This is a genomic window from Anabaena sp. PCC 7108 (assembly GCF_000332135.1).
Classification (GTDB): Bacteria; Cyanobacteriota; Cyanobacteriia; order Cyanobacteriales; family Nostocaceae; genus Anabaena.
Genome location: NZ_KB235896.1, coordinates 567456 through 590757, shown reverse-complemented (window position 1 = coordinate 590757; position 23302 = coordinate 567456). Strand labels below are relative to the sequence as shown.

The 23302-nt window shown below is 38.3% G+C and carries 21 protein-coding genes; 6 read left to right on the top strand and 15 right to left on the bottom strand.

The genetic code is table 11. The features are described 5' to 3' along the window. Nucleotides 1-665: 665 nt before the first annotated feature. The 7 genes from ANA7108_RS0103385 to ANA7108_RS0103355 are packed head-to-tail and all read right to left on the bottom strand — an operon-like array spanning nt 666 to nt 4561. Nucleotides 666-1328 (bottom strand): Na(+)/H(+) antiporter subunit B, encoded by a 663-nt coding sequence (locus tag ANA7108_RS0103385; RefSeq protein WP_016949357.1) that lies wholly within the window; start codon nt 1326-1328, stop codon nt 666-668. Continuing rightward, entirely contained in the window at nt 1328-1891 is a 564-nt protein-coding gene (locus ANA7108_RS0103380) for a DUF4040 domain-containing protein (protein WP_016949356.1), read from the bottom strand. Before ANA7108_RS0103380 ends, ANA7108_RS0103385 begins: the two co-directional genes overlap by 1 nt. Continuing rightward, entirely contained in the window at nt 1884-2162 is a 279-nt protein-coding gene (locus ANA7108_RS0103375; RefSeq protein WP_016949355.1) for a monovalent cation/H(+) antiporter subunit G, read from the bottom strand. Before ANA7108_RS0103375 ends, ANA7108_RS0103380 begins: the two co-directional genes overlap by 8 nt. Further along, nucleotides 2159-2416 carry a hypothetical protein gene (locus ANA7108_RS0103370; RefSeq protein WP_016949354.1) on the bottom strand — a complete coding sequence of 86 codons (258 nt, stop codon included), beginning with the start codon at nt 2414-2416 and terminating at the stop codon, nt 2159-2161. Before ANA7108_RS0103370 ends, ANA7108_RS0103375 begins: the two co-directional genes overlap by 4 nt. 2 nt (nt 2417-2418) lie before the next feature. Then, on the bottom strand, nt 2419-2799 hold the full coding sequence (locus ANA7108_RS0103365) for a cation:proton antiporter (protein WP_016949353.1): 381 nt from the start codon (nt 2797-2799) through the stop codon (nt 2419-2421). After that, nucleotides 2796-4229 carry a cation:proton antiporter gene (locus tag ANA7108_RS0103360; RefSeq protein WP_016949352.1) on the bottom strand — a complete coding sequence of 478 codons (1434 nt, stop codon included), beginning with the start codon at nt 4227-4229 and terminating at the stop codon, nt 2796-2798. The genes ANA7108_RS0103365 and ANA7108_RS0103360 overlap by 4 nt, the downstream gene beginning before the upstream one ends. After that, on the bottom strand, nt 4226-4561 hold the full coding sequence (locus ANA7108_RS0103355; RefSeq protein WP_026103963.1) for a cation:proton antiporter subunit C: 336 nt from the start codon (nt 4559-4561) through the stop codon (nt 4226-4228). Before ANA7108_RS0103355 ends, ANA7108_RS0103360 begins: the two co-directional genes overlap by 4 nt. A gap of 239 nt (nt 4562-4800) precedes the next feature. Here ANA7108_RS0103355 and ANA7108_RS0103350 point away from each other — a divergent pair, with 239 nt between their 5' ends. Next, nucleotides 4801-5928 (top strand): ATP-binding protein, encoded by a 1128-nt coding sequence (locus ANA7108_RS0103350; protein WP_016949350.1) that lies wholly within the window; start codon nt 4801-4803, stop codon nt 5926-5928. Nucleotides 5929-5975: 47 nt separating this feature from the next. Further along, nucleotides 5976-6917: a GNAT family N-acetyltransferase gene (locus ANA7108_RS0103345; RefSeq protein WP_016949349.1), complete on the top strand. Its 942-nt coding sequence runs from the start codon at nt 5976-5978 to the stop codon at nt 6915-6917. Between the two features lie 22 nt (nt 6918-6939). Here ANA7108_RS0103345 and ANA7108_RS0103340 read toward each other — a convergent pair whose 3' ends face one another. Together ANA7108_RS0103340 and ANA7108_RS0103335 are read right to left on the bottom strand one after the other, a co-directional pair. After that, a complete protein-coding gene (locus tag ANA7108_RS0103340) occupies nt 6940-8136 on the bottom strand; it encodes an MFS transporter (protein WP_016949348.1) in 1197 nt (398 codons plus the stop codon). Nucleotides 8137-8234: 98 nt separating this feature from the next. After that, complete coding sequence (locus ANA7108_RS0103335; RefSeq protein WP_016949347.1) at nt 8235-8624, bottom strand: 6-carboxytetrahydropterin synthase; 390 nt, start codon at nt 8622-8624, stop codon at nt 8235-8237. 546 nt (nt 8625-9170) lie between these two features. On the opposite strand from ANA7108_RS0103335, the gene ANA7108_RS0103330 reads away from it, so the two are divergent. Next, a complete protein-coding gene (locus tag ANA7108_RS0103330) occupies nt 9171-9686 on the top strand; it encodes a sterol desaturase family protein (RefSeq protein ID WP_016949346.1) in 516 nt (171 codons plus the stop codon). A gap of 1093 nt (nt 9687-10779) precedes the next feature. Further along, nucleotides 10780-13437: an EAL domain-containing protein gene (locus tag ANA7108_RS0103325; RefSeq protein ID WP_016949345.1), complete on the top strand. Its 2658-nt coding sequence runs from the start codon at nt 10780-10782 to the stop codon at nt 13435-13437. Between the two features lie 176 nt (nt 13438-13613). Here the strand turns inward: ANA7108_RS0103325 and ANA7108_RS0103320 are convergent, their stop codons facing one another. The 6 genes from ANA7108_RS0103320 to ANA7108_RS0103290 form a co-directional block, all read right to left on the bottom strand. Continuing rightward, nucleotides 13614-13997 carry a hypothetical protein gene (locus tag ANA7108_RS0103320; RefSeq protein ID WP_144052342.1) on the bottom strand — a complete coding sequence of 128 codons (384 nt, stop codon included), beginning with the start codon at nt 13995-13997 and terminating at the stop codon, nt 13614-13616. 301 nt (nt 13998-14298) lie between these two features. After that, nucleotides 14299-14910 (bottom strand): CPBP family intramembrane glutamic endopeptidase, encoded by a 612-nt coding sequence (locus ANA7108_RS0103310; RefSeq protein WP_016949342.1) that lies wholly within the window; start codon nt 14908-14910, stop codon nt 14299-14301. A 2-nt stretch (nt 14911-14912) separates the two neighbouring features. Next, nucleotides 14913-17159 carry a CHAT domain-containing protein gene (locus tag ANA7108_RS0103305; RefSeq protein ID WP_016949341.1) on the bottom strand — a complete coding sequence of 749 codons (2247 nt, stop codon included), beginning with the start codon at nt 17157-17159 and terminating at the stop codon, nt 14913-14915. Nucleotides 17160-17431: 272 nt separating this feature from the next. Next, nucleotides 17432-18349: a DUF1822 family protein gene (locus tag ANA7108_RS0103300; RefSeq protein WP_016949340.1), complete on the bottom strand. Its 918-nt coding sequence runs from the start codon at nt 18347-18349 to the stop codon at nt 17432-17434. Further along, complete coding sequence (locus tag ANA7108_RS0103295; RefSeq protein WP_016949339.1) at nt 18339-18989, bottom strand: RNA polymerase sigma factor; 651 nt, start codon at nt 18987-18989, stop codon at nt 18339-18341. Before ANA7108_RS0103295 ends, ANA7108_RS0103300 begins: the two co-directional genes overlap by 11 nt. Before the next feature lie 226 nt (nt 18990-19215). Next, complete coding sequence (locus ANA7108_RS0103290) at nt 19216-19566, bottom strand: four helix bundle protein (RefSeq protein WP_026103962.1); 351 nt, start codon at nt 19564-19566, stop codon at nt 19216-19218. 363 nt (nt 19567-19929) lie between these two features. Between ANA7108_RS0103290 and ANA7108_RS0103285 the strand changes: the two genes are divergently transcribed. Together ANA7108_RS0103285 and ANA7108_RS0103280 are read left to right on the top strand one after the other, a co-directional pair. Continuing rightward, entirely contained in the window at nt 19930-20220 is a 291-nt protein-coding gene (locus tag ANA7108_RS0103285) for a hypothetical protein (RefSeq protein WP_016949337.1), read from the top strand. Between the two features lie 431 nt (nt 20221-20651). Then, on the top strand, nt 20652-22889 hold the full coding sequence (locus tag ANA7108_RS0103280; protein ID WP_016949336.1) for a CHASE2 domain-containing protein: 2238 nt from the start codon (nt 20652-20654) through the stop codon (nt 22887-22889). The last annotated feature ends 413 nt before the right edge of the window (nt 22890-23302 follow it).

The following is a 23302-nucleotide window of genomic DNA, read 5'->3' as shown; positions in this document are numbered from 1 at the left end:
AAGTAGCCATCATGAACTGCGTACACCAGAACACATGAAAAAAAACTTCTTATTCCCCTCCACGAAACAGCGGGGAGGGGTTAGGGGTGGGGTCTTATTTTCAAGTCAGGTGGGCGTTAAAAATTGTCGTTGGGGTAAGGCAGGGAGCAGGGGGCTTTCTAGCAGGGGGAAAGAGGGTTTCACCCCTATTTACTTTTCTTCACATACCTTTAAATTTTTCTGTTTACCTACTTAGAGATACACGTAGGGTGTGTAAAGCCCTTGCATAGCTACGCTTAGAGCGAAGCTTAACGTACCTTCCTCGAAACCTTTGGTGCGTTACGGCTTACGTCTAACACACCCTTGTATATTAGAAGAAGTAGTAGACCTTACATACTAAAATCCTTCTTTCCTGTTCCCTGTTCCCTGTTCCCTGTTCCCTGCCTCCATCAAAAATTCATGAATCAAATCGGATCACTATAGATTCTTGTAGAAATCAACAGGACTTACGCAACTGGCACATTGGTAGGGTGCGTCAGACTGCATAAATCCTGCAAATAAACAGATACTTGATATCTGACGCACCCTACAACAGATTTTTGGTGTGACACGCAGCTTTAGTCCAAATCAAATATGATTACTATCACTATATAGCTACTAGACAGCTATAATTTACCAACTCAAAACTACAACAAACCTCGATAACGAATAAAAATCAAAAGTACCGCCCAAGAACCCAACGCCACCTTCACAGCAACAAGAATATTTAAAATCGGCAAAACCCCACCACTAAAAAGCATTCCCAATTCACCATGTGGTAACTCTAATCCTGACAAAGTTATCACAGATAAAACAATGAAAATCAAAACTGAAACCTTCTCCCAAGTAGCAGCATGATAACGTTGATAAATATCTTGCATCCACTGATATGAAGAAGTAATTGCTATTAATCCAATTGCTGTTCCACCTGCCACACCAGCAGCAAAACCACCTCCAGGACTTAAATGTCCTCTAATTGCTAATTCTATACCCACTAAAGCCGCAATTGTCGCCCCCAAACGAGCCAAAATAATGGATGATTGATCTTTAAATTGATAGATCGTACAGGATGGTCTTTCATTAGCAAGTAAAAAATTACAACCGAGAATGGCAATCGAAAATACAATTACTTCAAAAATAGTATCATAAAGACGATTTCTAAAAATAATCCCTGATACCGCATTGATAACACCACTTTCTTTAACTACTGTTTCCACAATAGTAATATCTGATAAATTCGGTTCGGCATTAGGCATAATTAACATTTTCACAAACAAAGCTATGCCAGCTAAAATGTAAACAAATTTCATTAATGTTGACCTCCTGTATCTAAAATATTGAAATATTTTAAAACTGTATTTGGTGAAGAGATTTCACTTTCGATAATGTTATAGATGCGTTGTACTCTAATTTCAGTTTGATAGGTTTCTGCAAATTCTTTACTTGCTGCTAATGGCGCACAGGTAGCATGAACTTCTTTGTCAATCAAAGCATTTCGTAAACATTGATTACTGTTGTAAGGTATAAGTTCTAACCGCATATAATGTTTACTAAAAATGCTCCGAAAATCGTTGATAAGTTCTTGAAAATTAGAATCTTGATTTGTTTCTATTAACTGATCTTCAATCACACCAAGACGTAAAACTAAAGATGAACGTACCGCTACCGCATAAAGGGTAATTGATAGCATGGTTCCCATTAATGCCTCTGTTAAAGCCACATCTGCTGCACCTAAAACGGCATCTACCATTACAGCTACTCCACCCAATACCCCACGAATTACTAAAGCATGATAGGGGTTAACTTGAGTTACTAACATTCCCGCAGTTAAGGGTAACAAGGCAATAATTATATAAAGATATGAATCATTCATTTTTCGCCTCTTGAGTTGAACAATATGCAATTACATAACCCAGCATAGTATTCCACATTGCTAAGGAGATAATACCTAAAATTAGTAATGGCCATTCACTGGGAATTTTCAATAAAAGTCCGACAATAATCAGCATTGAACCCAGAGTATCAGCAACAGAAAGACCATGTAATTTAAATAATACTGATCTGTCACTAACTAGATGAAAAGTTCCCCAAAACCAGAAAAAAATACCTATACCTATCAAGGTATAACTAATGATATTAATCATGCTTCATTTAACCTTCTCAAAATATGAGCTAATAACATAAATCCGGCATTTCCTACACTCAAAATAATCACTGATACTACTCCAATCATCCAATCATCTCGCAAAACAGAAATGACTAAAATTATGATGGATACCTTGCTGGAAATACTACCTAAAGCTAACATTAGCTGCCAAGTATTATCAGTTTTCCATGCTTCATAAATAGGAATTAACAAAGCCGCAATCATAGCTAGTAAAACAATTTCTAGATTCATAATTATTTACCTTCTGGATTAATTTTATGAACTTCATAAAATCCTTCTTCATTATGATTGATAACTATGGTTTTCGGTGTAAATGTAATCAGAAATATATCCATGAAAACCAACAGTGAAGAATGTTTATGTTTGACTTTTTCCCTAATAATTTCTTCTCGATTATGGGGATATAAAATAATTTCAAATGCTTCCTTAAACGCTACAGGAATGGCAATCATTACTTGAATGAGAACCTTTAACCATTCTGTTAATTTTGCCCGTGATGTATAACCCCTGGGTAAAACTAAAGCGATAATTACCCCAATAATGATATTGATTAAACTCAGATCAGAGGTGAGTAAAAACCAAATTGATAATCTTAATATTAAATGTCCAATCATGCTAATGCCATCCAAAATAGTAGGATTAAAGTTAGACTCATCACACCAATTAAATGCTCAAATTCTTCAAGTACACGAGGTAAATATATTGCTAATCGTTTAAAAATGAAATGATATGCTAACCAACCAATGGCAATTACAATTAGGGCTTTACTAATATTGATAATGCTATAAGCTTGTAAATAGACAAAGTTGGCTACTACTAAAACAGTAATCAATAATATTATTGCCAACCAAAAACCAGGTTTTACTTTTTGTTCCCCGTCTTTTTTATGAGGTAAAAAGATAAATTTAGCAAAGGATATTGCTGTACCTATAGGCACAATATTCATGAGGATAGATTGCCAAGGTAACAGACTTTTTATAGTTAAAACCTTTGCCCCAAAACCTGACAATAAAGGAAAACCAGAAATTGATAAACTAGCTATAACTAACGCAATCCAAATATTAGTATTAATTGGTTTATATTGGAGTTCTTTAAAATTGCGACTTGGTAAAGAACCCGCAAGCAAAAATAAAGAAGATTTTACCAGTCCATGAGTCATAGCATAAAAACCACCTACCGCTGGTGCAGCTAAAATAAAGCCTAACTGGGAAATGGTATGAAAAGCCAACATCCGTTTTGTATCTTTTTCTAAAACAGCATAAGATACACCCATGAAAGCTGTTCCTACACCAAAAATTCTGACTATATTATCAATTTCTTCAGAAATGCCAGCACAACGTAATAAAGGTAAAATACTAGCTTTGACAACAATACCTGAAAGCAAAGCGGAAACAGGTGTTTCTGATTCAGAATGTGTTAAAGGTAGCCATAAACCGGATACAAAAACCCCGGCTTTAATTAATAATCCTAGAAAAATTAATGCTAATGCTTCCGGTGGTGAATCTTTTAAACCAACAAAACTAAAAGAATGATGGGTTTGATAAACCAATACTGCACCAACCAGATAAAATAACATCGCAGTGTTGCTAACAAATAGATAGCGTAAACCTACCCAAATTGAGCGATCACTGCGGGGATAAGCAATTAATAAAAAAGCTGCAATCCCGCTGACTTCTAACGCTACATATAAACTAATAAAATCTGCACAGATAAAAGCAGCATTTAAACTACCATGAACAATAATAGTTTGGGCATAGAAAAAAGCTGTTTTATCGCTGCACCAACAGTAAATAATTACCGCAGCCGTAACCAAAGCATTAGTTAAAATAAAATAGGCGCTTAACTGATCAGCTATTAAAGTAACACCAAAATTATCGAGTAAATTTAGTTTTATAGGTGATGGTTCTAAAAATAGTTGTACGCCATAAGCCGCAGAAGCAATCGCCCCCCAAAGTGCTAGATGTCGGTTAAGTTTGGGGACTAAAAAAATGATGAACCCTAGAAAAAATGGGATAGCAACCCAAGCAATGGTAATACTATTCATGGTGTGTTATTTTTCTCGATTTCGTTACTTTCTAATGTGGGATTATCCTGTGCTAATTTCATCACACCGACTAGCATTAAAGCTTGAATTGAAAACCCAATGACTATCGCTGTTAAAATCACCGCTTGGGGAACAGGATCGGCGTAAGCAACATTTTTTACTTCTGAAATAATGGGAGTGAATAAGCCTTCTCGTGATGCAATTAGTACATAAAAGGCAATTACACCCGTACTCATCACATCCATTGAGACAATCTTCATCACCAGATTTTTTTTGAGGATGATACCGAAAAAACCAAACAATATTGTTGCTAATACGCACGCTTCTAACACGGGAATTGCCTATTAAGTAAGGGTTTAGCAGAAAGGACGATTAAAAACCGCAACTACACAAGTAGATAGCAACACGGCTTTTATCCGGGTAGTCCACGGGGATGAACCTGGTTGGTGTAACCGTGATTTTAATTTGTTTTGTATAAAGTGCTAAATTATTATTAGCACGAATCTTTAGTGCTATTTTTAAAAAAGCACTAATTTTTTCTGATGATAATCATAGTTACACCTAATGATTTATGTTTTCCCTAGCAGTGCGAACTATAACCAGAGATGAGAAAGCTGTGAACTTGGATTTATCTACTTCTTTAGAATTAATTGGACGTTCCCTAGAATTTCAGCGCATTATCGAAATACTTGCCCAGGATGGTGATTTGCTGATTACTGGAGTAGCTGGAAGTGGAAGACGGACTTTAGTTAGAGTTGCAGCACAAGAAGTTGGTGCTGTTGTCTTAGATATAGACTGTATCCGGGCTATAGATGGGGAAAGATTTATACAATTACTCACAGAAGCAATTAGCCAAAACTGGGAAGCAAAAAAAATTGAAACTTGGGTTAACCAAACTGCAAGTGAGTTTTTTATTTTTCATGCTGAAAGTAAACTTAAATTATTACATTCCCTCAATCAAAAACAATTATGGCAAGCATTTATAATCTTGTTAGAATTGTTGCAAATGATGTCCGCTGATTTAGATCGGCGAGTAGTTTTAATTTTGCAGAGTTTCCCGCATATTCGTTCTTGGGATCGTCATAGTTTATGGGAATCAACTTTTAGGCAAGAAGTCAAAGCCCATCCTCATGTTAGTTATGTTTTATTAGCTACAATTGGCGAGACAAACCACCATACAGATGATCATAGCTATCCCATAGAAACAATCCAGTTAGTTCCTTTATCTAAGGACATTTTAGCATTGTGGGCAAGAGAAATTTTACACACAGAAAAACTCAAATTTGATCCTCATTCTCAAGCATTACAAATATTTTTAGATGCAGTTCAGGGAAATATTGGTGATGCGATGGCATTAATCCGCAGACTATCAACTTTGGAGTATGTTCAAGGCTTAATTACGGAACAACAAGTACAGCAGGTAGTTGAAGGAATGCTTAAAGATTTATCTATGACCTATGAATCTTTATTGATGTTACTTCCAGCCAGTCAAATACATCTTTTAGAATGTTTAGCTGTTGACCCTACAGACAAACCACAAAGTAAAGAATATATTCAAAAACATGGACTTTCTAGAGGTGGAAGTTTACAAGGTGCGTTAACTGGTTTGCAAAATAAAGGTTTAATTTACAATGCTGAACAGGGTTATCGGTTAGCTTTACCTTTATTAGCTTTGTGGTTAAAACAACGGTTGAGTTAATATCAAAATCAAGATTTTTAAGATTTTAAGATGTGGAGGAGTTGAACATGAATATTTCTATTCGTTTATTACAAGAAAACGAATTAGTCGCTGCTGATCACATATTTAGATTAGCGTTTGGTAATTTTATCGGATTATCTAACCCCACGGATTTTGCAGGAGATAAAACTTACATATCTCATCGTTGGAAAACTAATAACCAGTCAGCTTTTGCGGCTGAATTTGATGGCAAATTAATTGGTATTAACTTAGTGACTAATTGGGGAAGTTTTGCTTCTTTTGGTCCATTAAGTGTTCATCCTGACTTTTGGAACCAAGGAATAGCCCAACGTTTAATTGAACCTGCAATTTCTTGCTTTACTCAATGGAATACTCAATTAGCCGGAATACATACTTTTGCTCAAAGTCCTAAACATCATGCACTGTATCAAAAATTTGGTTTTCGTTTGCGGTTTCTAACAACAATTCTTAGCAAATCAGTAGAACAAGCTTCACCGTTACCTCAAAATAGCAGATATTCCCAAATGAGTGAAACTGAACGTGCCGAAAGTCTTCAAGCTAGTATTAAACTCACTGATTATATCTATTCAGGTTTAGATGTTTCCCAGCAAATACAAACAGTTCACACACAAAATCTAGGTGATACAATTTTTTTATGGCATGATTCAGGTTTGGTCGGATTTGCAGTTTGTCATATTGGCGCTGGGACAGAAGCGGGTAGTAATAATTGCTTTGTAAAATTTGGGGCTGTGCTTTTAGGAAATAATGCACAAAAACATTTTGACCAGTTGTTAGACTTGTGTGAAAGTTTAACTTTATCGGAAGGAATGTCCCGCTTAGTTGCGGGAGTAAATACCAGTCGAGAAGCAGCTTATTTGCAAATGCTTTCCCGTGGTTTTTGTAGTGAAATCATCGGCGTAGCCATGCATAGACCGAGTGAATCAGGATATAACCGTGCCGATGTTTTTGCTTTGGATGATTGGCGTTAGTAAAAGTTTAGAAAATTCAAATTTAGTCACTTGCTTGAATATCTGCTGCGGAGATAGAAGAGTTATCAGCTTGCAATTTCACCCAAACAAAGAAAGGAATTGCCAGAAGTTGAGTTAGTGAAGAAAAAACAACTAAAAAAGTAATGGAATAATCATACAAAATCCCCATTAAAGCACTACCTAAAAACCAAGATAAACCATAGCCTGTACTAAAAATGCCGTAAGCTGTAGCCCGTTTATTTTTAGGAACCATCCCAGCTATGGCGGCTTTCAGAATTGATTCTTGCGCCCCCATACCAATACCCCAAAATGCCATTCCTAAAAGAGCAAAACGTGCATCTCCAAAAAATACCAAAGGTGCAAACAAAGATGAAATACTAGCTGCAATTATCAGCATAGAAATGCCAATCCGGTCAAAGAAATATCCAAATATTAATGCTGCTACAGCATCAACTCCCATAGCCCAAGCATAAAATAAAGGAATTGTTTGTCCAGAAGCAATTTCTCCTTTTTGAAAATGGAAAGCAATCAGGGGAAAATCTGCATATCCAGCTGCAATAATTGCCACCGCACCCAGATAAATCCAAAATATACGTGGCAGTTTTTCTTCTGCATTTGCCACTGTTTCTACTTCAAAATCACTGGGATTTGGATATAAAAACTGTAAAATTAATAATACAATTAATCCCAATACCGCAGGTACAATTAAAATTGTAAACGCATGGCGATATTCTCCTTGAAAATAAACCATTGCCGCTACAGCCAAAGGCCCCATTACTGCACCAGTTTGATCCATTGCTTCATGCAAACCAAAGCCAAAACCGCTACCAATTTGGCTCACACCATGGGAAAGTAGGGCATCTCTTGGGGGAGTACGTACCGCCTTACCTGTGCGTTCAGCCATCATCAAACTTGCGGCTATTTCCCATCTCCCAGCTAAGGCTAAAAATGGTACAACGGCGGTATTTAAAATGTAGCCTAAAGTTGTAATTCCCCAGTATTTACCTGTTTTGTCACTAAGATAACCAATAACTAAACGGAAGCCATAACCAATTAGTTCACCAAAGCCAGCTACTAGACCGACTACAGTGCCGTTAGCTCCCAAAACTTCTAAATAAGCCCCTGTAATACTACGCGCTCCTTCATAGGTGGCATCGGCACAGAGGCTCACAAAACCAAGCAAAATCACAAACTTTAAAGCAGCTGCTTTCTGTGACATATCCCATAGCTGTTAATTATTACCTCAATAATTGAAACACGGAATACCACAAAAAAATAGTTGCGTTTGAGCTTTATCAGGTACGAATTAAGAATTATTTAATCATCCTCATATTCTGCCCAAGAATTAGCAGTTTCTGATATTGCTACCTTGAGTTTTACATCTGCTGGTAATCGCTTTTTGGTTTCATCATAAATATATTTAGCAATCATCTCAGCAGTTGTTTCATATTCAGGAGGTAAAACTTCATTCAGCACACAATGATCTAATCCTCCTTGCGTTACATCTTTTTTAGCCCAACGTAAGCTTTTGAAATCAGCAACCATGACTGGATGTGGACAGTATTCGGAAGAATGCAACTTTGATGATTGCACTTCGATTTTTACTTTATAAGTATGTCCATGCATTCTCCCACAGGGACCATTGTAGTCTTTTATGTAGTGAGCGCTATCAAAGGTGAATTCTGTTAATAGTTTCCATTTAGGCATCTTGATATTACCTTATAGCAGATTTTTTAACCAAAACTTATTGATCACAAAAGAGTAGATAAAACAGAATTTATTAATATAAATACTCCTTAAATATTCACAATAAAATTTACTTACCTTCAGATTTAAGCTCTCTCAACACTTTTCTCAGCATAGCTATAGTTTTTACTAGATGAATGTGGAAAAGCTTAACCTAAATTTGTACCAATGTTAACTCAATCTTTGCTCATACTGTATGTCTTAGTACGAAGATTGTGACCAGAGAAAAATCAAATACAATTGATCTATCGGGCTGTAGATGTATAATTTTTGTCCCCTCATTGTGAAAAACAACATGGTAGTCCATCAACAGTTGGTGTTTAGTGTCATGAAGAAATATAAATTCACCAAACTGCTATTTCTCTACCGACATAGATTTTGAGCAAAAACAAGTAAAGTCCTTTAGGTGTAGTAATTCATAAATGCTGAACTACTTCATAACCTTGTTGGCTATAAATTTTGAATTTTTTCTCTGTGAACTTTTTCCATACAACTTAAGGAGTACAAATGCTTAAGGCTATCGCTGTTACTTGGTTGTTACTGTTTTTTGGCGATTTCCTTTCGACTTTTTTTTACCACGTCCCTGAGCATGTTTTTGGTAGCCTCCACCTCACAACACACCACTCCTGGAAAAAAGACTTCCGCCACTACGCTATTCTAACATTTAATCCCCAAGTGCTTTTAGACGGAATCTTGGGCGCTCTACCATACCTGCTGGTAGCTGTCTTTCTGTGGTCTTTTTCTCCCATTGGCGTTATCTGTGGTTTAGTGTTTGGTCAGTTTCATGTATGGTGGAGACACATAACATCCCTAGGTTGGAAAACTTCACAACCTGTAGCTTTTGTTTGTCAGCTGCTATTCATAACTACTCCTGAACAACACTGGTTACATCATCAAAAAACCAACTTAGGTTTCGGTGATATTTTCACATTCTTTGAACAACCAGCTAAAACTTGGATGCGTTGGTTACGTTTACTCAGGCTTCATGTACGTGAATCTTCGGTAACTCGCGTTTCTGGCTAGTAAATCCAGAGTTTAGCGACGTATTCTCAAAAACAAACCCTTTAAGACCGCAGAATTACAAGTTTTTTGCACAGATTCAGGACTTACGCAACTGGCACATTGGTAGGGTGCGTCAGATATCAACAATCTGTTTATTTGCAGGATTTATGCAGTAGTAAAGCACCCTACAACAGATTTTTAGTGTGACACCTGCGTAAGTCCTAAGATTTACGAATAATTGAGCATTCGACGCATTTTTATACTTTTTTGACACTCCTCTGGCTAAAGCCGAGGGGATTCTTAAGACCAAGTAAAAAGATGCGTCGAAACCTTTGGTATCAAAATAGACGAATTGCAGAATTTTGAAAAAGAGGAAAGAGAAAATTTACCTTTACTTCTGTCCTTGTACGAGGTAAAGCTACGCCAAATTTATTTAGTAGAAACGTTTCATGGGTAGGGATTCTCGGCTCTACAACAAAGGCTAAATTGCATCTTCATCAATAAACGCTATTACACAGGTCTTGACTTAATTAAATAGATTTAAAAATATTAACTTGAGGGTAGAACAGCTTGTTCCTTAGCTGACTGCTGCTGTATTTTGACTCATATAAAACAATATGGCGATAAAATAGATTATATTTTTATTGGCAATACAGTCGTTTTTGAAGCAGAGAATTTCTGAATCAATGAGTAATGGTAAATAAATATCAAAAAATACATAAATATGGCACTTACCAAGCGAGTTAAGACATACAGTGATAATAAAACTTATACACAGAAAGACTTTCCTTTCAATCGGTTTAGCTGCCATAGCTGTTTAATTTGTATACAATCAGCTTGAAACTGGGCATAGGCTATTAATCCTATTAACTCAACCTGTTAATACAGCATAATTTTTTCTTAGTGTTTAATTTTATTCTCAGTGTCTAGTCCAGAAAAACTAAGTTAAAGTGACCATACAGATACATTTTGTGAAAACTATTGTTGAATTCAAACAAAAACTTCAGAATTTTCACCGCAACCCAGACTCAATCAAAAAGCTACTAATTCCAGACTAATAACATCCGTATTTGTGCAGGATAGTTCAATAGACATGAGAATTTAAGGAAGAGGTATGCCAGGAAATGATCGGGAAAAAATACGCCACTTATTGGTTATCCAAGACCTGGAAGGACAGCGAACAATTCCTCTGTTAGAGACAACCTACTCTCTAGGACGGGATGTTAGAAATGCTATTGTTCTCAGTTCTCGGTCTGTATCAAGGCAGCACGCAATTTTATTGCGGGTTCTGATTCCTGACACTGAACAATATGGTTTTCGGATAATTGATGGTAACTTTAAAGGCAAAAGAAGCACTAATGGCTTATTTATTAATGGTACTAAATGTTTTTCTCATAACCTCCAAAATGGAGACTTAATTGCTTTTGGCAATCCTCACGCTCAAGCACAATACTATGCTATTTCCAATCTGTCGGAAGCAGCATTTATAGAATCTTATACAGCATCAGACCTGTCTATTTTTCTGTCTGGTCAAGGAAATCCCGCTAATCCTTTTGAAACAATTGTCTCTGATACCAGCGTAGAGGGAGCTAGTGACGCGGCCTTAACTCGTCTGGCCTCTTTTCCAGAACTGATTCCCAATCCAATTATCGAAATGGATTTATTGGGAACGGTAACGTATTTTAATCCGGCTGCGGCCAATAAGTTTCCTAGAATTAGGGAAATCGGTCAGCACCATCCCATTTTGGCAAACTTGCTTAGTGCAGTTAAAAATCAAACGGGAAATTCTTTTGTGCGAGAGATAGAAGTCAACGGAGAGATTTTTGAACAATCTGTTCATTACTTACCAGAAAGTGATTTAATTAGAACTTTTATTATTAGAGAAATTACTGAACAAAAACAAGCCGAAGCAGAACTAAAACAACGCGATCGCTTGCTTCAAGCAGTGACTGAAGCCGCCAATTATCTGTTGGCAGAAATGAACTATGAAATAGCTATAGAAAAGGCACTCGCTACTTTTGGAGAAGCTGCCAATGGCGATCGCATCTACCTCTTCCAAAACCATTGCCATCCAGTTACAGGGGAAATGGCTGTAAGTCTGCGATTTGAATGGATACAACCTGGGATGGAAACATCTCACCATCATTGGCAGAATCAATCTTATCAAACTTCAGGATTAGGACGCTGGTACAATACTCTGTCTGGGGGACAGCCCATTAGTGGACTCACCCAAGAATTTCCCACGACAGAAAAAGAATTTCTGCGTCGAGACAACATTCAGTCTTTCCTACTTGTACCCTTACGATTAGAGGAAGATTTTTGGGGATACCTAGGGTTAGCAGACTGTACTTCCCCACGGCGTTGGTCAAGGCATGAAGAATCTAGTCTCTTGACTATGGCAGCGATCATTAGTGGCGCTCGTCAGCGTCAGCAAGTGGAAGAAAAAATTCGCTATCAAGCCCTTCATGATCTATTGACTGGTTTGCCCAATCGTTTACAGTTCAATGATCTACTTGCTAAAGCTATCCAAACAGCAGTTCACAGCCCAAAAAGTTTAGCTGTGATGTTCTTGGATTTAGATCGCTTCAAGATGATTAATGATACCTTGGGACACACACTTGGAGACGAATTATTACAAAGTGTAGCTCAAAGATTAAGAGCGTCTCTCAGACCAGGAGATACTATTGCCCGTTGGGGAGGAGATGAATTTACTATCCTGTTACCCCAAATCATTGAAACAGATGAAGTCATTCAGATAGCACTGAGCATTTTAAAAGCCTTAGAAAATGCTTTTTATCTGCAAGAACATGAACTTTATATCAGTTCTAGCATCGGCATTGCACTGCTAAATCAACAGAGTCCTGATGCTGAAACCCTGATTCAGCACGCCGATACCGCTTTATATTATGCCAAAGATAAGGGTAGAAATAATTACCAATTCTATAAAGAATCTTTGAATGCCAAAGTTCCCGAACTTCTGAGTTTAGAGAAGAGTTTGCGCCATGCTTTAGAACGAGACGAATTTTTATTGTACTACCAGCCACGAGTTAACATCATCTCTGGAGAAATTACTGGCATGGAGGCGCTGTTGCGCTGGCATCATCCAGATATGGGAATTGTCGCCCCCAATGTCTTCATTCCCCTAGCTGAAGCCAGTGGATTAATTATCCCTTTAGGCGAATGGGTACTCCAAAAAGCTTGTATTCAAAATAAAATTTGGCAAGACGCGGGTTTCCCACCCATAACTATTGCAGTTAATCTTTCTCCCAAGCAATTCCGCCAACCTAAGCTAGTGGAAAAAGTAGCCTGGATTTTAGAAGCTACGGGACTTGAAGCACGATTTTTAGAGTTAGAGATTACAGAAACAACTGCTATTGAGGATCTCAACTTTGCTAGAACTGTGCTAAAAGATTTGGAGCAAATGGGCTTACTCCTGTCTATTGATGATTTTGGTACGGGTCATTCGGCTCTTTCTCGTTTACAGGTTTTACCACTCCACAATTTAAAAATTGATAGATCATTTATTAAAGAATTAACTACAGATAATACAAATAACAAAGTAGCCCATATCATTACGGCTATAGTTGCTTTGGGGCGCAGTTTAGGTTTAACACTAATTGCTGAAGGAGTTGAAAAACCAGAGGAACTGGAGTTTTTAAAGTCAATTAACTGCGATGATGTGCAAGGATATTTTTTCTATCGACCGCTTTCTGTTCAACAAGCTACAGAAGTTATTAGCAGTAAATGGAACATCTCGCAAGGCTTGAGGTGAGGTATCCACAAACTCCCCTATGCCTTGCGGCACGCTGGCGCGAACGGATGAATGTGGGCTTCTCAGCGACTTTTCTATGAAGACTTGAGGGGGCTACAAAGAAGTTAAAGAGGTTGCTGTATAAGCATCATAGCCATCAAACCCTGCTGATAAAATGCCTGCTTATACAGATTTTTTTATCTGGAAGAGTCTATATTGATATTTACAGGACATGCACCCGCAGGATTGATACAAAAAGGCATACTGTACTTAATCTTGAAATCTCCTTCCGTTCCCTGGGGAACGCTAAAGAAAATGGTTTCACCCCCAAGCTTTTTACCGCTTGCAAACATCTGACCCGTAGTGTCATAAATCTCGATATCAACATCGCCAAGATTTAAGAGAGTACTTGCCTCAAGAACATACTCCCCTGGATCAATAGTCCATGTCACCCAATCATGTTGTCCAGCATACAGGGAGCGAAACCATTTAGCCATCGCTGCTTGTGGCTGCAAAGCTTCCATCCCCAAAACTGCAAAACAAGCAAGTGAAATTTGACAAACTAATCGCTGGTAGTTCATGACTGTGTATTCCTATGTTTTGTAATCGGTCTAAGAGACCATTTATAAAGTAAATCTTTAGATGGCTAGACGACGTAACAGGTTACGAGGCAGCTTCCTGAGGGGGTGACAATCTAGCTTCAAAGCTTGATAAAGCTGCACCACCGAACATTAGAGATATCATTGCCATAGCAAAGAGTATCCCTCCAGCAATAATCATCATTTGCTTCATCAACTAGCTCTTTTGATTTCTCATTGACAATATAGATACGTATGAGAATCCCTCGGTGCTGCAAAGGACGCAAAAATTTTTTCTTGAGGTTTATACTAGTCCAACGAGGATAGCGATCGCACCCAGTATCGAGTGACTGATGATGATACTATATAAATTCCGATATTTGGCGTAGTCATAGCCCCAGAATAGACCAAGGATTAATGTAGACAGCAGGGTGGTTATATCTTGATAGATGAGATGAACGAGACTATAAAGTAATGTCGAGAGTAGAATCTGTAACCAAATCGCTAATTTAGCTCTGGAAAAAATACCGAATAAAAAGCCGCGATATAAAAACTCTTGTAGAGGGGAAGACACAGCCACAAAGAAAATATAGAAAGACCATCTGTATGCAGAGTTATCAATACGCGCTCCTTGCATCATATAGTAAATCAACATTAGCAAAGCAGAAGCCAAGGTTGGTAGAGCGATCGCACTGAGAGAACTTCCGAAATTTTGTTTTGTAATACCCAGTTCTACAGTAGAAAATCGGTACAGTCGAGCGGTTGCTAAAATAGCCACAGCAGCCAAAATCAGGAGATAAAATCGCCAAGAGAAAGGAACTAATCCTACATAAATCAGGAAAACAGGCAAAATATATGCCAAGCCAACAATCAAAATTACTTTCTGCTGTTTTTTATTTACTAATTTACCTTCCATATTCACTCGTCTTCAACGCTATGATCAATCAACGGGACTAACAAGAAGAAAAATAAAGCAGCAAAGAAAATGCTACTTGCAAACCAAGGAGTTAGAGGATTAGTACTACTGATTCCAAACAGGTTATCAATGAGAGAAGCACCAAACCAGCTACTTAGAAGCCCAAGGATTAAACTACCTAACAAGAATGACAATAAAATAGGTTGATATTTTTTGCTGGCGCTTCTGTAGATGCTGCTAATAGTTGCCAAAGCTATGATGGCAATAATTGCGTAAAGGAGAACATTAAGTCCAGCTAGATCCCCTCGCAACTCGTATGAAAATAACAGGCTTTTGGTATTCTCTATGCTGTAGCTTTGAAAAGGCACCCACAGCAGAATACCTAATTCACAGATAATGACATAACTCAAGTATTTATTCTTGTTAAATACGGAATCTGGGACAAACAAAATCGTCGCTACAAGTGCCAGAATCTGAATACCACAAGTAACGATGGCAAAAAAAGTCAAAGCGTAAAACCACCGACTGATAGAAAAGGCTTGAGGATTTTGTTTCCAAACATCATAGGCAGTAGCCATCCGCAAAAGCCCTTGAAATCCCGTATGATTATCTTTGTGAATACGTTTGATGGTTGGTTCTAATTCTGATTTTTTCAGAATCAAATTTCCATCAACATCAAAAGCTTGAGTGGTGTTAAAAATTTCTGGGGGAATGCTTTTAATATCTGCTGCTGTTGTTCCCCAATTCTTATAGAGTTGAGGTAGTTGCTGTGTGGAAATTGTCGTCGTCGCATCGGATTTAAACTCCATTAACATCATGCGATCGCCTGTAACCTCAAAGAACAGACCGCAGAATACCAGAAAAATAGTTAAAAATGACAAAAATACCAAGGGACCTGTCTTAACACGAATCATACAATGCGCTCTGTAAGCTGCAAACAGAGGCATCCACAGAAACAAAGAAGGATATACTATCAAATGGGGGTAAAGTTGGGTGTAAAAACTCAAGGTTTCCCAACCCTGAAATTCGCAGAATATCGCTACAGGTAGGCAAACTATCACAGCGATTGCAACTATACCCAACACCATTTCCCACTGCCAAGATAACCTCCTCTCGGAAAATAACCGATTCCAGGTAAGTTCTTTAGCCAGAGGATTGGCAACAATTACAGGTAGCCAACTTTTACCGGGTTCAAATTTCTTTTGTAGCTGTTGTCTGGCTACATTCATTGAGGCAAATAAAGAGCGATCTTTAACGAAAGATGCGAGAAAATGCTTCAATAATTCTCTGGCGACGGAAGACTCAACCATTTCCCGCATCACAATACAGTAAGGTAGTGATAACTCAGTTAGCTGGTTTGCCAGTCCCAAGCCATCACAAGAATTGAAGATTGCTAATTGCAGCTTTTTGTTGATGGCATTTTGCAGCAATTCTCTCAGTTCACTGATTTCAATAATTCCTTGTTGACCATCGGCTGGGTTAATTTGAATCCACCCAATCTGCCCCTTGCGATCGCTTTCACTATGTCCTGCAAAAAAGAAAATGTGCCACCCTTGGGGATCTTTTAAATTTTGTTCTAATTCTTGCCGTGTTGGTTGTCTGAGGATATGTGGTTCTCCACCATGCTGTCTTAGACTTTTGATAAAATCTTCTTCTTCAGCAAAACCCAGCTTTTCATCACCAAACACTACAAGTATGCGTGCAGTTGCTCTCAATTGTGGTGTTTGCTTTTGAGTTAGTCGCTGGAAATTTGTAGCACTGATGGCAACTTCTACACCTCTGCTAGTGTAACCTGCCAAGGTATCCCACTCCTGCCAAGGAAGTCCCCGCAATTGTCTGTCTTCTGTCTGCACAATAATCTGGACTTCATCTTTCTGGGTAATTTTCTCCCTGAATCTTGCTAAAACCAGACTAACACGCGGATCGGGTTCTCCATTCTCATCAATCCAGCCATCACTACCTAACCATTTGTTTAATTCGACTTTCAACGAATTAGCCAGTTCTGTGAGATTAACACCCCCGGAAATAAAATTACCCGGATTTCTAGCAACCTTGCGATTACCTTGAAGCCCAATATAATACTGCCATTGTTTAAACTTATCTTCCAGAGTTTTTGGCAGAGGAGATAGAAACGAAACTAGTTCTTGTATTTGCTCCTGCTGATTATAAAATGCAAGGGTGACAGGCAGAACTTCCGCATGGTTGAGTTTGACTCGCCCACCAATTTTAAAGTATATTTTAAACGCCATGATACTAATTCAAAATTTAAACTACTATGAACTCCAGTAATACCAATTATTTGTGAGGCTGCATATTATTTTGACCCCCCCTAGACCACAAAAATCCGGTTCCCTCATCGCTTGCGGGGAGGGTTAGGGAGGGGTTCTTTTTATGCATCTTTACATGAAATTGGTATAATTACTATTCACAAGAGGTAAATACAGTCTTATTATAGTCGAAATTTCTAACGTTAAATAATTTGTTATAAGACACTTTAATTACTAATCATTATCAACTCTTTTCAAGCGATAAAATATTCTCTAATGCTGTCTTCTCCTAACCGTAACTCTACCCAAAATTCTTCCCCAGAAACTAATTCTAGAGGGATATAAATCAGGTCAGCAGCCTCATTTACTGTCTCAGTATAAATCTCAGATTCGTCCGGTACACTGACCTGCATTCCTCCAGGCAAATAAGCATTTTCACCTTGAACAATCACTCTTACTAACATCAATTCATCTTCACTTTGAGAAACAGAAAGTTGCAGATTAAATAGTTGCCCTGCCAAATAGAGTTTTTTCTTGCAGGTAGCACCTCGCAGATCCCGCATTGAGGGTTGCCAATCTGCTGTATAAATGTTATTTAACCAGTTTCTCAAGTAAGTAATTTTTCGTTTTGTAAACTCTCGCGTCAGGTCATTCGTTTGGGTTGTTTGTGCTTGCGCCAAGTAATCGGCTAGGTCATCCATAGACTGTAAATCAGTGATTGCCACTTCTACATCTGTAATTTCGGGATGCACAGCAGACAAAAAACCAATTAGCGTTGCGGCTGTTTGTGAACTAGCGATTTCTACAAATAAATAGCCAATGCAGATACTATTGGTATCACTCAAACTTTCTGATGGGATAGTAATACTCTCTTGTCCTGTAGCAATTACACAACACTCCAAATTGCCCAATCCAAGTAATTCTAGCTCGTTAGCTTCGCTCCATAGACGATTAACCACATTCCATCTTTCTGGTTTGCCAAGATTAGTCTCAAAACCAAGCAGACGCGAGTAAGCATCAGCTACGAATACAGCTAAGGTATTCAAATAGACTCTTTCTTGGACTGCGGGAGTGAAATACTGTGATGCGTAGACTCTGGCTTGGCGGCGAAACGATGGCGGAATTGGGAAGGGAATTGCCAGTTCTCGTAACACACTTAACTTATCGTTCATAGTTATCTTCTCCAAACAGCCTCTGATTTTTGTCTAACCACTGTCGCATTAAGGATTTACATTTTCTTGTCCAATGAGACGAAATTGCACCGCGTGATAAGCCAAATTCTGTAGCAATGTCTTTTTCTTCTTTACCACTAACAAGTTTTAAGTATGCAAGCAATTGACAGTTGACTTGTGGGTTATTTCTAATGTGGCAAGTCTTCAGAAGATTATCAGGATCGTCTTTAATCCATTGAACCAATGATTCCCAAGTATCGAGTAGCAATGTAGCATCTACCGGAGAAGCAACTTGATCTAAAGGGTCTAGTTCAGCTTGATCATTTTGCCATACAGACTGTCTGCGATCGCGTTTAGCAGCCCGAAGTTCATCTCTATACTGATTACGAAGGCATATATTAAACCAAGTCAAGAATGAACCTCGATGAGGATCATATTTCTCGCAAACTGTCTTACTCAAATTAAACATAGTTTTATATAGAGCTTCTTCGTAAATATCATTTCCTCTATTCTCGGTACGCTTTAAATTCTCGACATATCTCAGCAAACGGTTGATAGCTTTACTACGCTGTGCGCTAGTTGGTGGGTGGTTGCAAGCCTCTCGAATGAGTGATTGCAGGTAGAGGTTTCGCTCGTCCATAGACTTATGACACAGGATTTAGTTATATCATGTAATTAAGTATACTACTATAGATACGAGGAATAATGCGCTTGTGCTGCAAAAAATAATCTGTGGTGTTGGTGATTCCTTCAATCCTAATGAGTAACATTGGGCGTGTCGCAGCTGGGAGCGATGCGATTTTGTGAGGTGAGGCAGGAGACAGAGGGCAGGAGGCAGGAGGCAGGAGGCAAGAGATAGAAGAGTTTTAAGACTTAATCTTTTGAATGCTTGATACTAAAATTCCTTGAAACCTATCGACTTCTTCCAAAACAGGAGTAAATAGTTCAGGCGATGCTAATCCGACTTCCTTAGAAATAATCAATTGAGTATCAAGTTCTCGAAGCGAACCTAAAGCAATGTGTAAAAATTGAATATATTCGTTCTGCGTCCGTCTTCCATAACCTTCAGCTATATTTGATGGCACGGAAACTGCCGAGCGTCTAATCTGGCTAGTTAATCCGTAAAGTTCAGATTTTGGGAATTTTTCGGTAAGTCGGTAGCAGTTAATGGCAAGCTTGACACCACGCTGCCAAATAAATTGTTCTCTGTAACTCATGACGCAAAAAGTTTGAAGTAGGAAGTTGGGAGAAATTACATCATTATACACCTCCTGCCCCCTGCCTCCTGCCTCCTGCCTTGAACGCAGAATTTTCACAAAATCGCGTTGCTCCCGTCGCAGCTTTACGGAAGTGTAAATCTTTCCACAAGCTCACAGGAACAAGTCCTAATTTTGGGTCATTCACTTCCAAAACAGATGTCGCTTCAGTCGAAAATTACCGATTTAGTCTAAACTCCAGGTGAGAGGCTTCTACTTTTTAAGCTAAAAATTTGTGATTGTGGCGTACATCGATTATCATGCCAGGTGTTTAACCTATAAATATAGTTATTTCATAGTTATTTCCATATAGGGGATGAAAAGATGAGGGTCTGGCTTGCCTGTTTTTTTGTGTTATTCGCTTTGGCAGAATTCTTTGATTGGGTGAAAGGATTGTCTTTGCCTTTACCTATTTGTATTTTAGGAGGAGCATTTTTAGCTGTGGCTTCCAATTACGATAAATTTTTCGGTTCCCATGATGGAAGTGTCAAGGTCGAAATATCACCTGAACTAACCCCTGAACTACTTAAGTTAGAGGCATCCTCCCAATCAACTCCAATAGATTTGTCTATGCTGACTTCTGCTGTAGAGGTTCAAAAAACTCCACAAGAATAAATTGCTACGTATAGTAATCATATTTGATTTCTGAAAAAATCTAGGTATATGTAGGGTGTGTTAGGCGTAAGCCGTAACGCACCAAAGGCTTTGAGGAAGGTGCGTTACGCTTCGCTCTAAGCGTAGCCATGCCCGCAAGAGCTTTACACACCCTACGTGTATTTCAAAAATCAAATATTAGCCCTATAGTAGTTATGTAAAAATATAAGGGTGTGGGGCAATACCTGAATTTCCCCTACGTAAATAAAGGGCAGTCTCACATAAAATTGGTATTACAGCATTTTTGATTTTAATAGACTACAAAAACGAAATTTACTCTCTTTATCTAACAGGGAAAGAAATAGTCGGTATCAGAAACGTCTATTGATTTGAAAATCGTTGTAAATTTCAGTTGTGCAACATCTACCACATCAGGCTACCGCAGCATTACCGTGATTAATGGACTTTTAGCAAAATTCCGTGCATTTATCATCAAAGATCAGGGTTCTCCTTTGACTTTTAGTATCCACAATTACTTGTGGCTCATTCTTCTGAGTAGTGCGGGAGTGACTGCTTTAGTCTGGGGAATGCGTGAACTGAAATGGTTACAAGCTGGAGAGTTAAGTATTTATGACCAGATGTTGCGATCGCCTAGTTTCTCCCAAAAGTCCCGTCCTGAAGAACCACTTGATCGGCGAATTTTATTAGTCACAATTACTCAGGATGATCTGATCCAGGAGAAATGGCCATTATCAGATCAAACTATCAACAAATTATTAGCAAAACTAGAATCTTATCACCCCAGTGTTATTGGTTTAAATATTTACCTACCAAATCACAACAACTTAGCAACTCATCTACAACATCAAAATAACATTATCACTACTTGCTTGTTAAGCAATATGGGTAGATCAGAAGTTACACCACCTAGCAATTTTCCTATGGATAATATCGGCTTTGATGATGTAATTACTGATAATTCTACTGACCAAATCCTGCGCCGCAGTTTATTATTTACTGATGTTACAAATACAGATAATAAATGTCAAACGCGATTTTCTTTTGCTGCTTTATTAGCTATTACTTATTTGCAAAAACAAGGTATCGAATATGATTTTACTGAAAATGGAGAATTTAAAATAGGTGAAACTTTATTTCCCCGTCTAGATCCTAATGCGGGCAGTTATCAGCAAACAGATGCTTATGGTTATCAAATCCTGTTAAATTATCGGCATCCAAATCACCTCGCCCAACAAGTCACTTTGATGCAGGTTCTTAGAGGTGAAGTAAACCCTAATTGGGTTAAGGATCGTTTGGTCATTATCGGGACTACAGCCAGTTCTTTGCATTCTGGTTTTTATACACCCTATAGTGCTTTATCAGACCAATCTCCAAGAATGCCTCGTGTTTTTATTCATGCACAAATAGCAAGTCAAATTCTGAGTACAGTACTAGATGGACGACCTCTAATCTCCTATTGGCCTGACTGGGGTGAATTTTTGTGGATTTGGGCTTGTTCGTTGCTAGGTGGTGCTTTAGCATGGCAATGGCGACATCCTTTGCTGTTATTAGTAGTAGAAGTTGTTGTTTTATTTGGGTTGCTAGGAATTGTTGCTGCTTTTTATCTGCAAGCAATATGGATACCACTTTTGTCACCTGCTTTGGCTTTAATCATCAGTGGTTTTGCTGTTATGGGTTACATTACTTACCGAACTCAGCAAGAAAACCAAGCGATTATTCTGCAAGTGGAAAAACAACAAGAAGCGATCGCACAATTAAGTTTACTATTTGATCAAACAACATTTATTCCATCCCTAGGCTCTCAACTAAATTGGTTATCTGAAATCTCCACAGTTAATCATGGTGGGTTTGTTTTAGGTGGACGTTACAAAATTTCCAAAATCCTTGGTGCTGGTGGATTTGGTCGCACTTATTTAGCAGAAGATACACAACGACCTGGTAATCCTATCTGTGTAGTTAAACAGTTAATGCCAGCCCGTAATGATACAAAGTTTTTGCAAATTGCCCGGAGGTTATTTAATACTGAAGCGGAAATTTTAGAAGTTTTGGGCAAACATCGTCACATTCCTGAACTATTTGCTTACTTTGAAGATAATCAAGAATTTTACTTGGTGCAAGAATATATTGCCGGTCATACTTTAAATGCAGAATTACCACCAGAACAAGGGGTAAAGAGTGAAGCATTTGTGATTGCGATGCTCAAAGAAATTTTAGAAATTTTAGTATTTATACATCAACGCCGTGTCATTCATCGAGATATTAAACCAACTAATATTATTAGATGTACTGAAGATAATCGACTGGTATTAATAGATTTTGGGGCAGTAAAGTTGATTCAACCACGTCAAGCAGAGGAAACAGAATTAGCCACCGTAGCTATTGGGACAAGGGGTTATTCTCCTCCAGAACAGTTTGCGGGACATCCTCGTTTATGTAGTGATATTTATGCTTTGGGAATGATTGGGATTCAAGCTATTACTGGTATACCAGCGCAGCAACTTCAGCCAAATCCAGAAACTGGTAATATTATGTGGCGGTCAACAGTGACAGTCAGTACTGAATTAGCGACTATTTTAGATCAGATGGTTTGCTACCATTTTAGCGATCGCTATCAATCTGCTACGGCTGTTCTTCAAGATTTAAAATCATTAGTAATTCGTAATTCGTAAACAGGGAATAGGGAATAGGGAATAGGGAACAGGGAACAGGTGACAGGGAACAGGTGACAGGGAACAGGTGACAGGGAACAGGTGACAGGGAACAGGGAATAGGTGACAGGTGACAGGGAACAGGTGACAGGGAACAGGTGACAGGTAATTCTTAATTTTCCCCGTGTCTCCGCGTCCCCGTGTCACCGCGTCCCCGCGTCCCCGTGTCCCTGCGTCACCGTGTCCCCACGTCCCCGCGTCCCCAGTCACCATCAATGTAATTTTTAATATTAAATTATGTAAATAATACATAACTAAATAATTAGTTGTGCAATTAGTAGATAAAATCAAGATTATTTTTTTGTTAAGGTTTTCCGAAAACTGGAAGTGGAGTAACTTTTAAGACAGAAGTCGTATCCAAGATTACGGAAGCT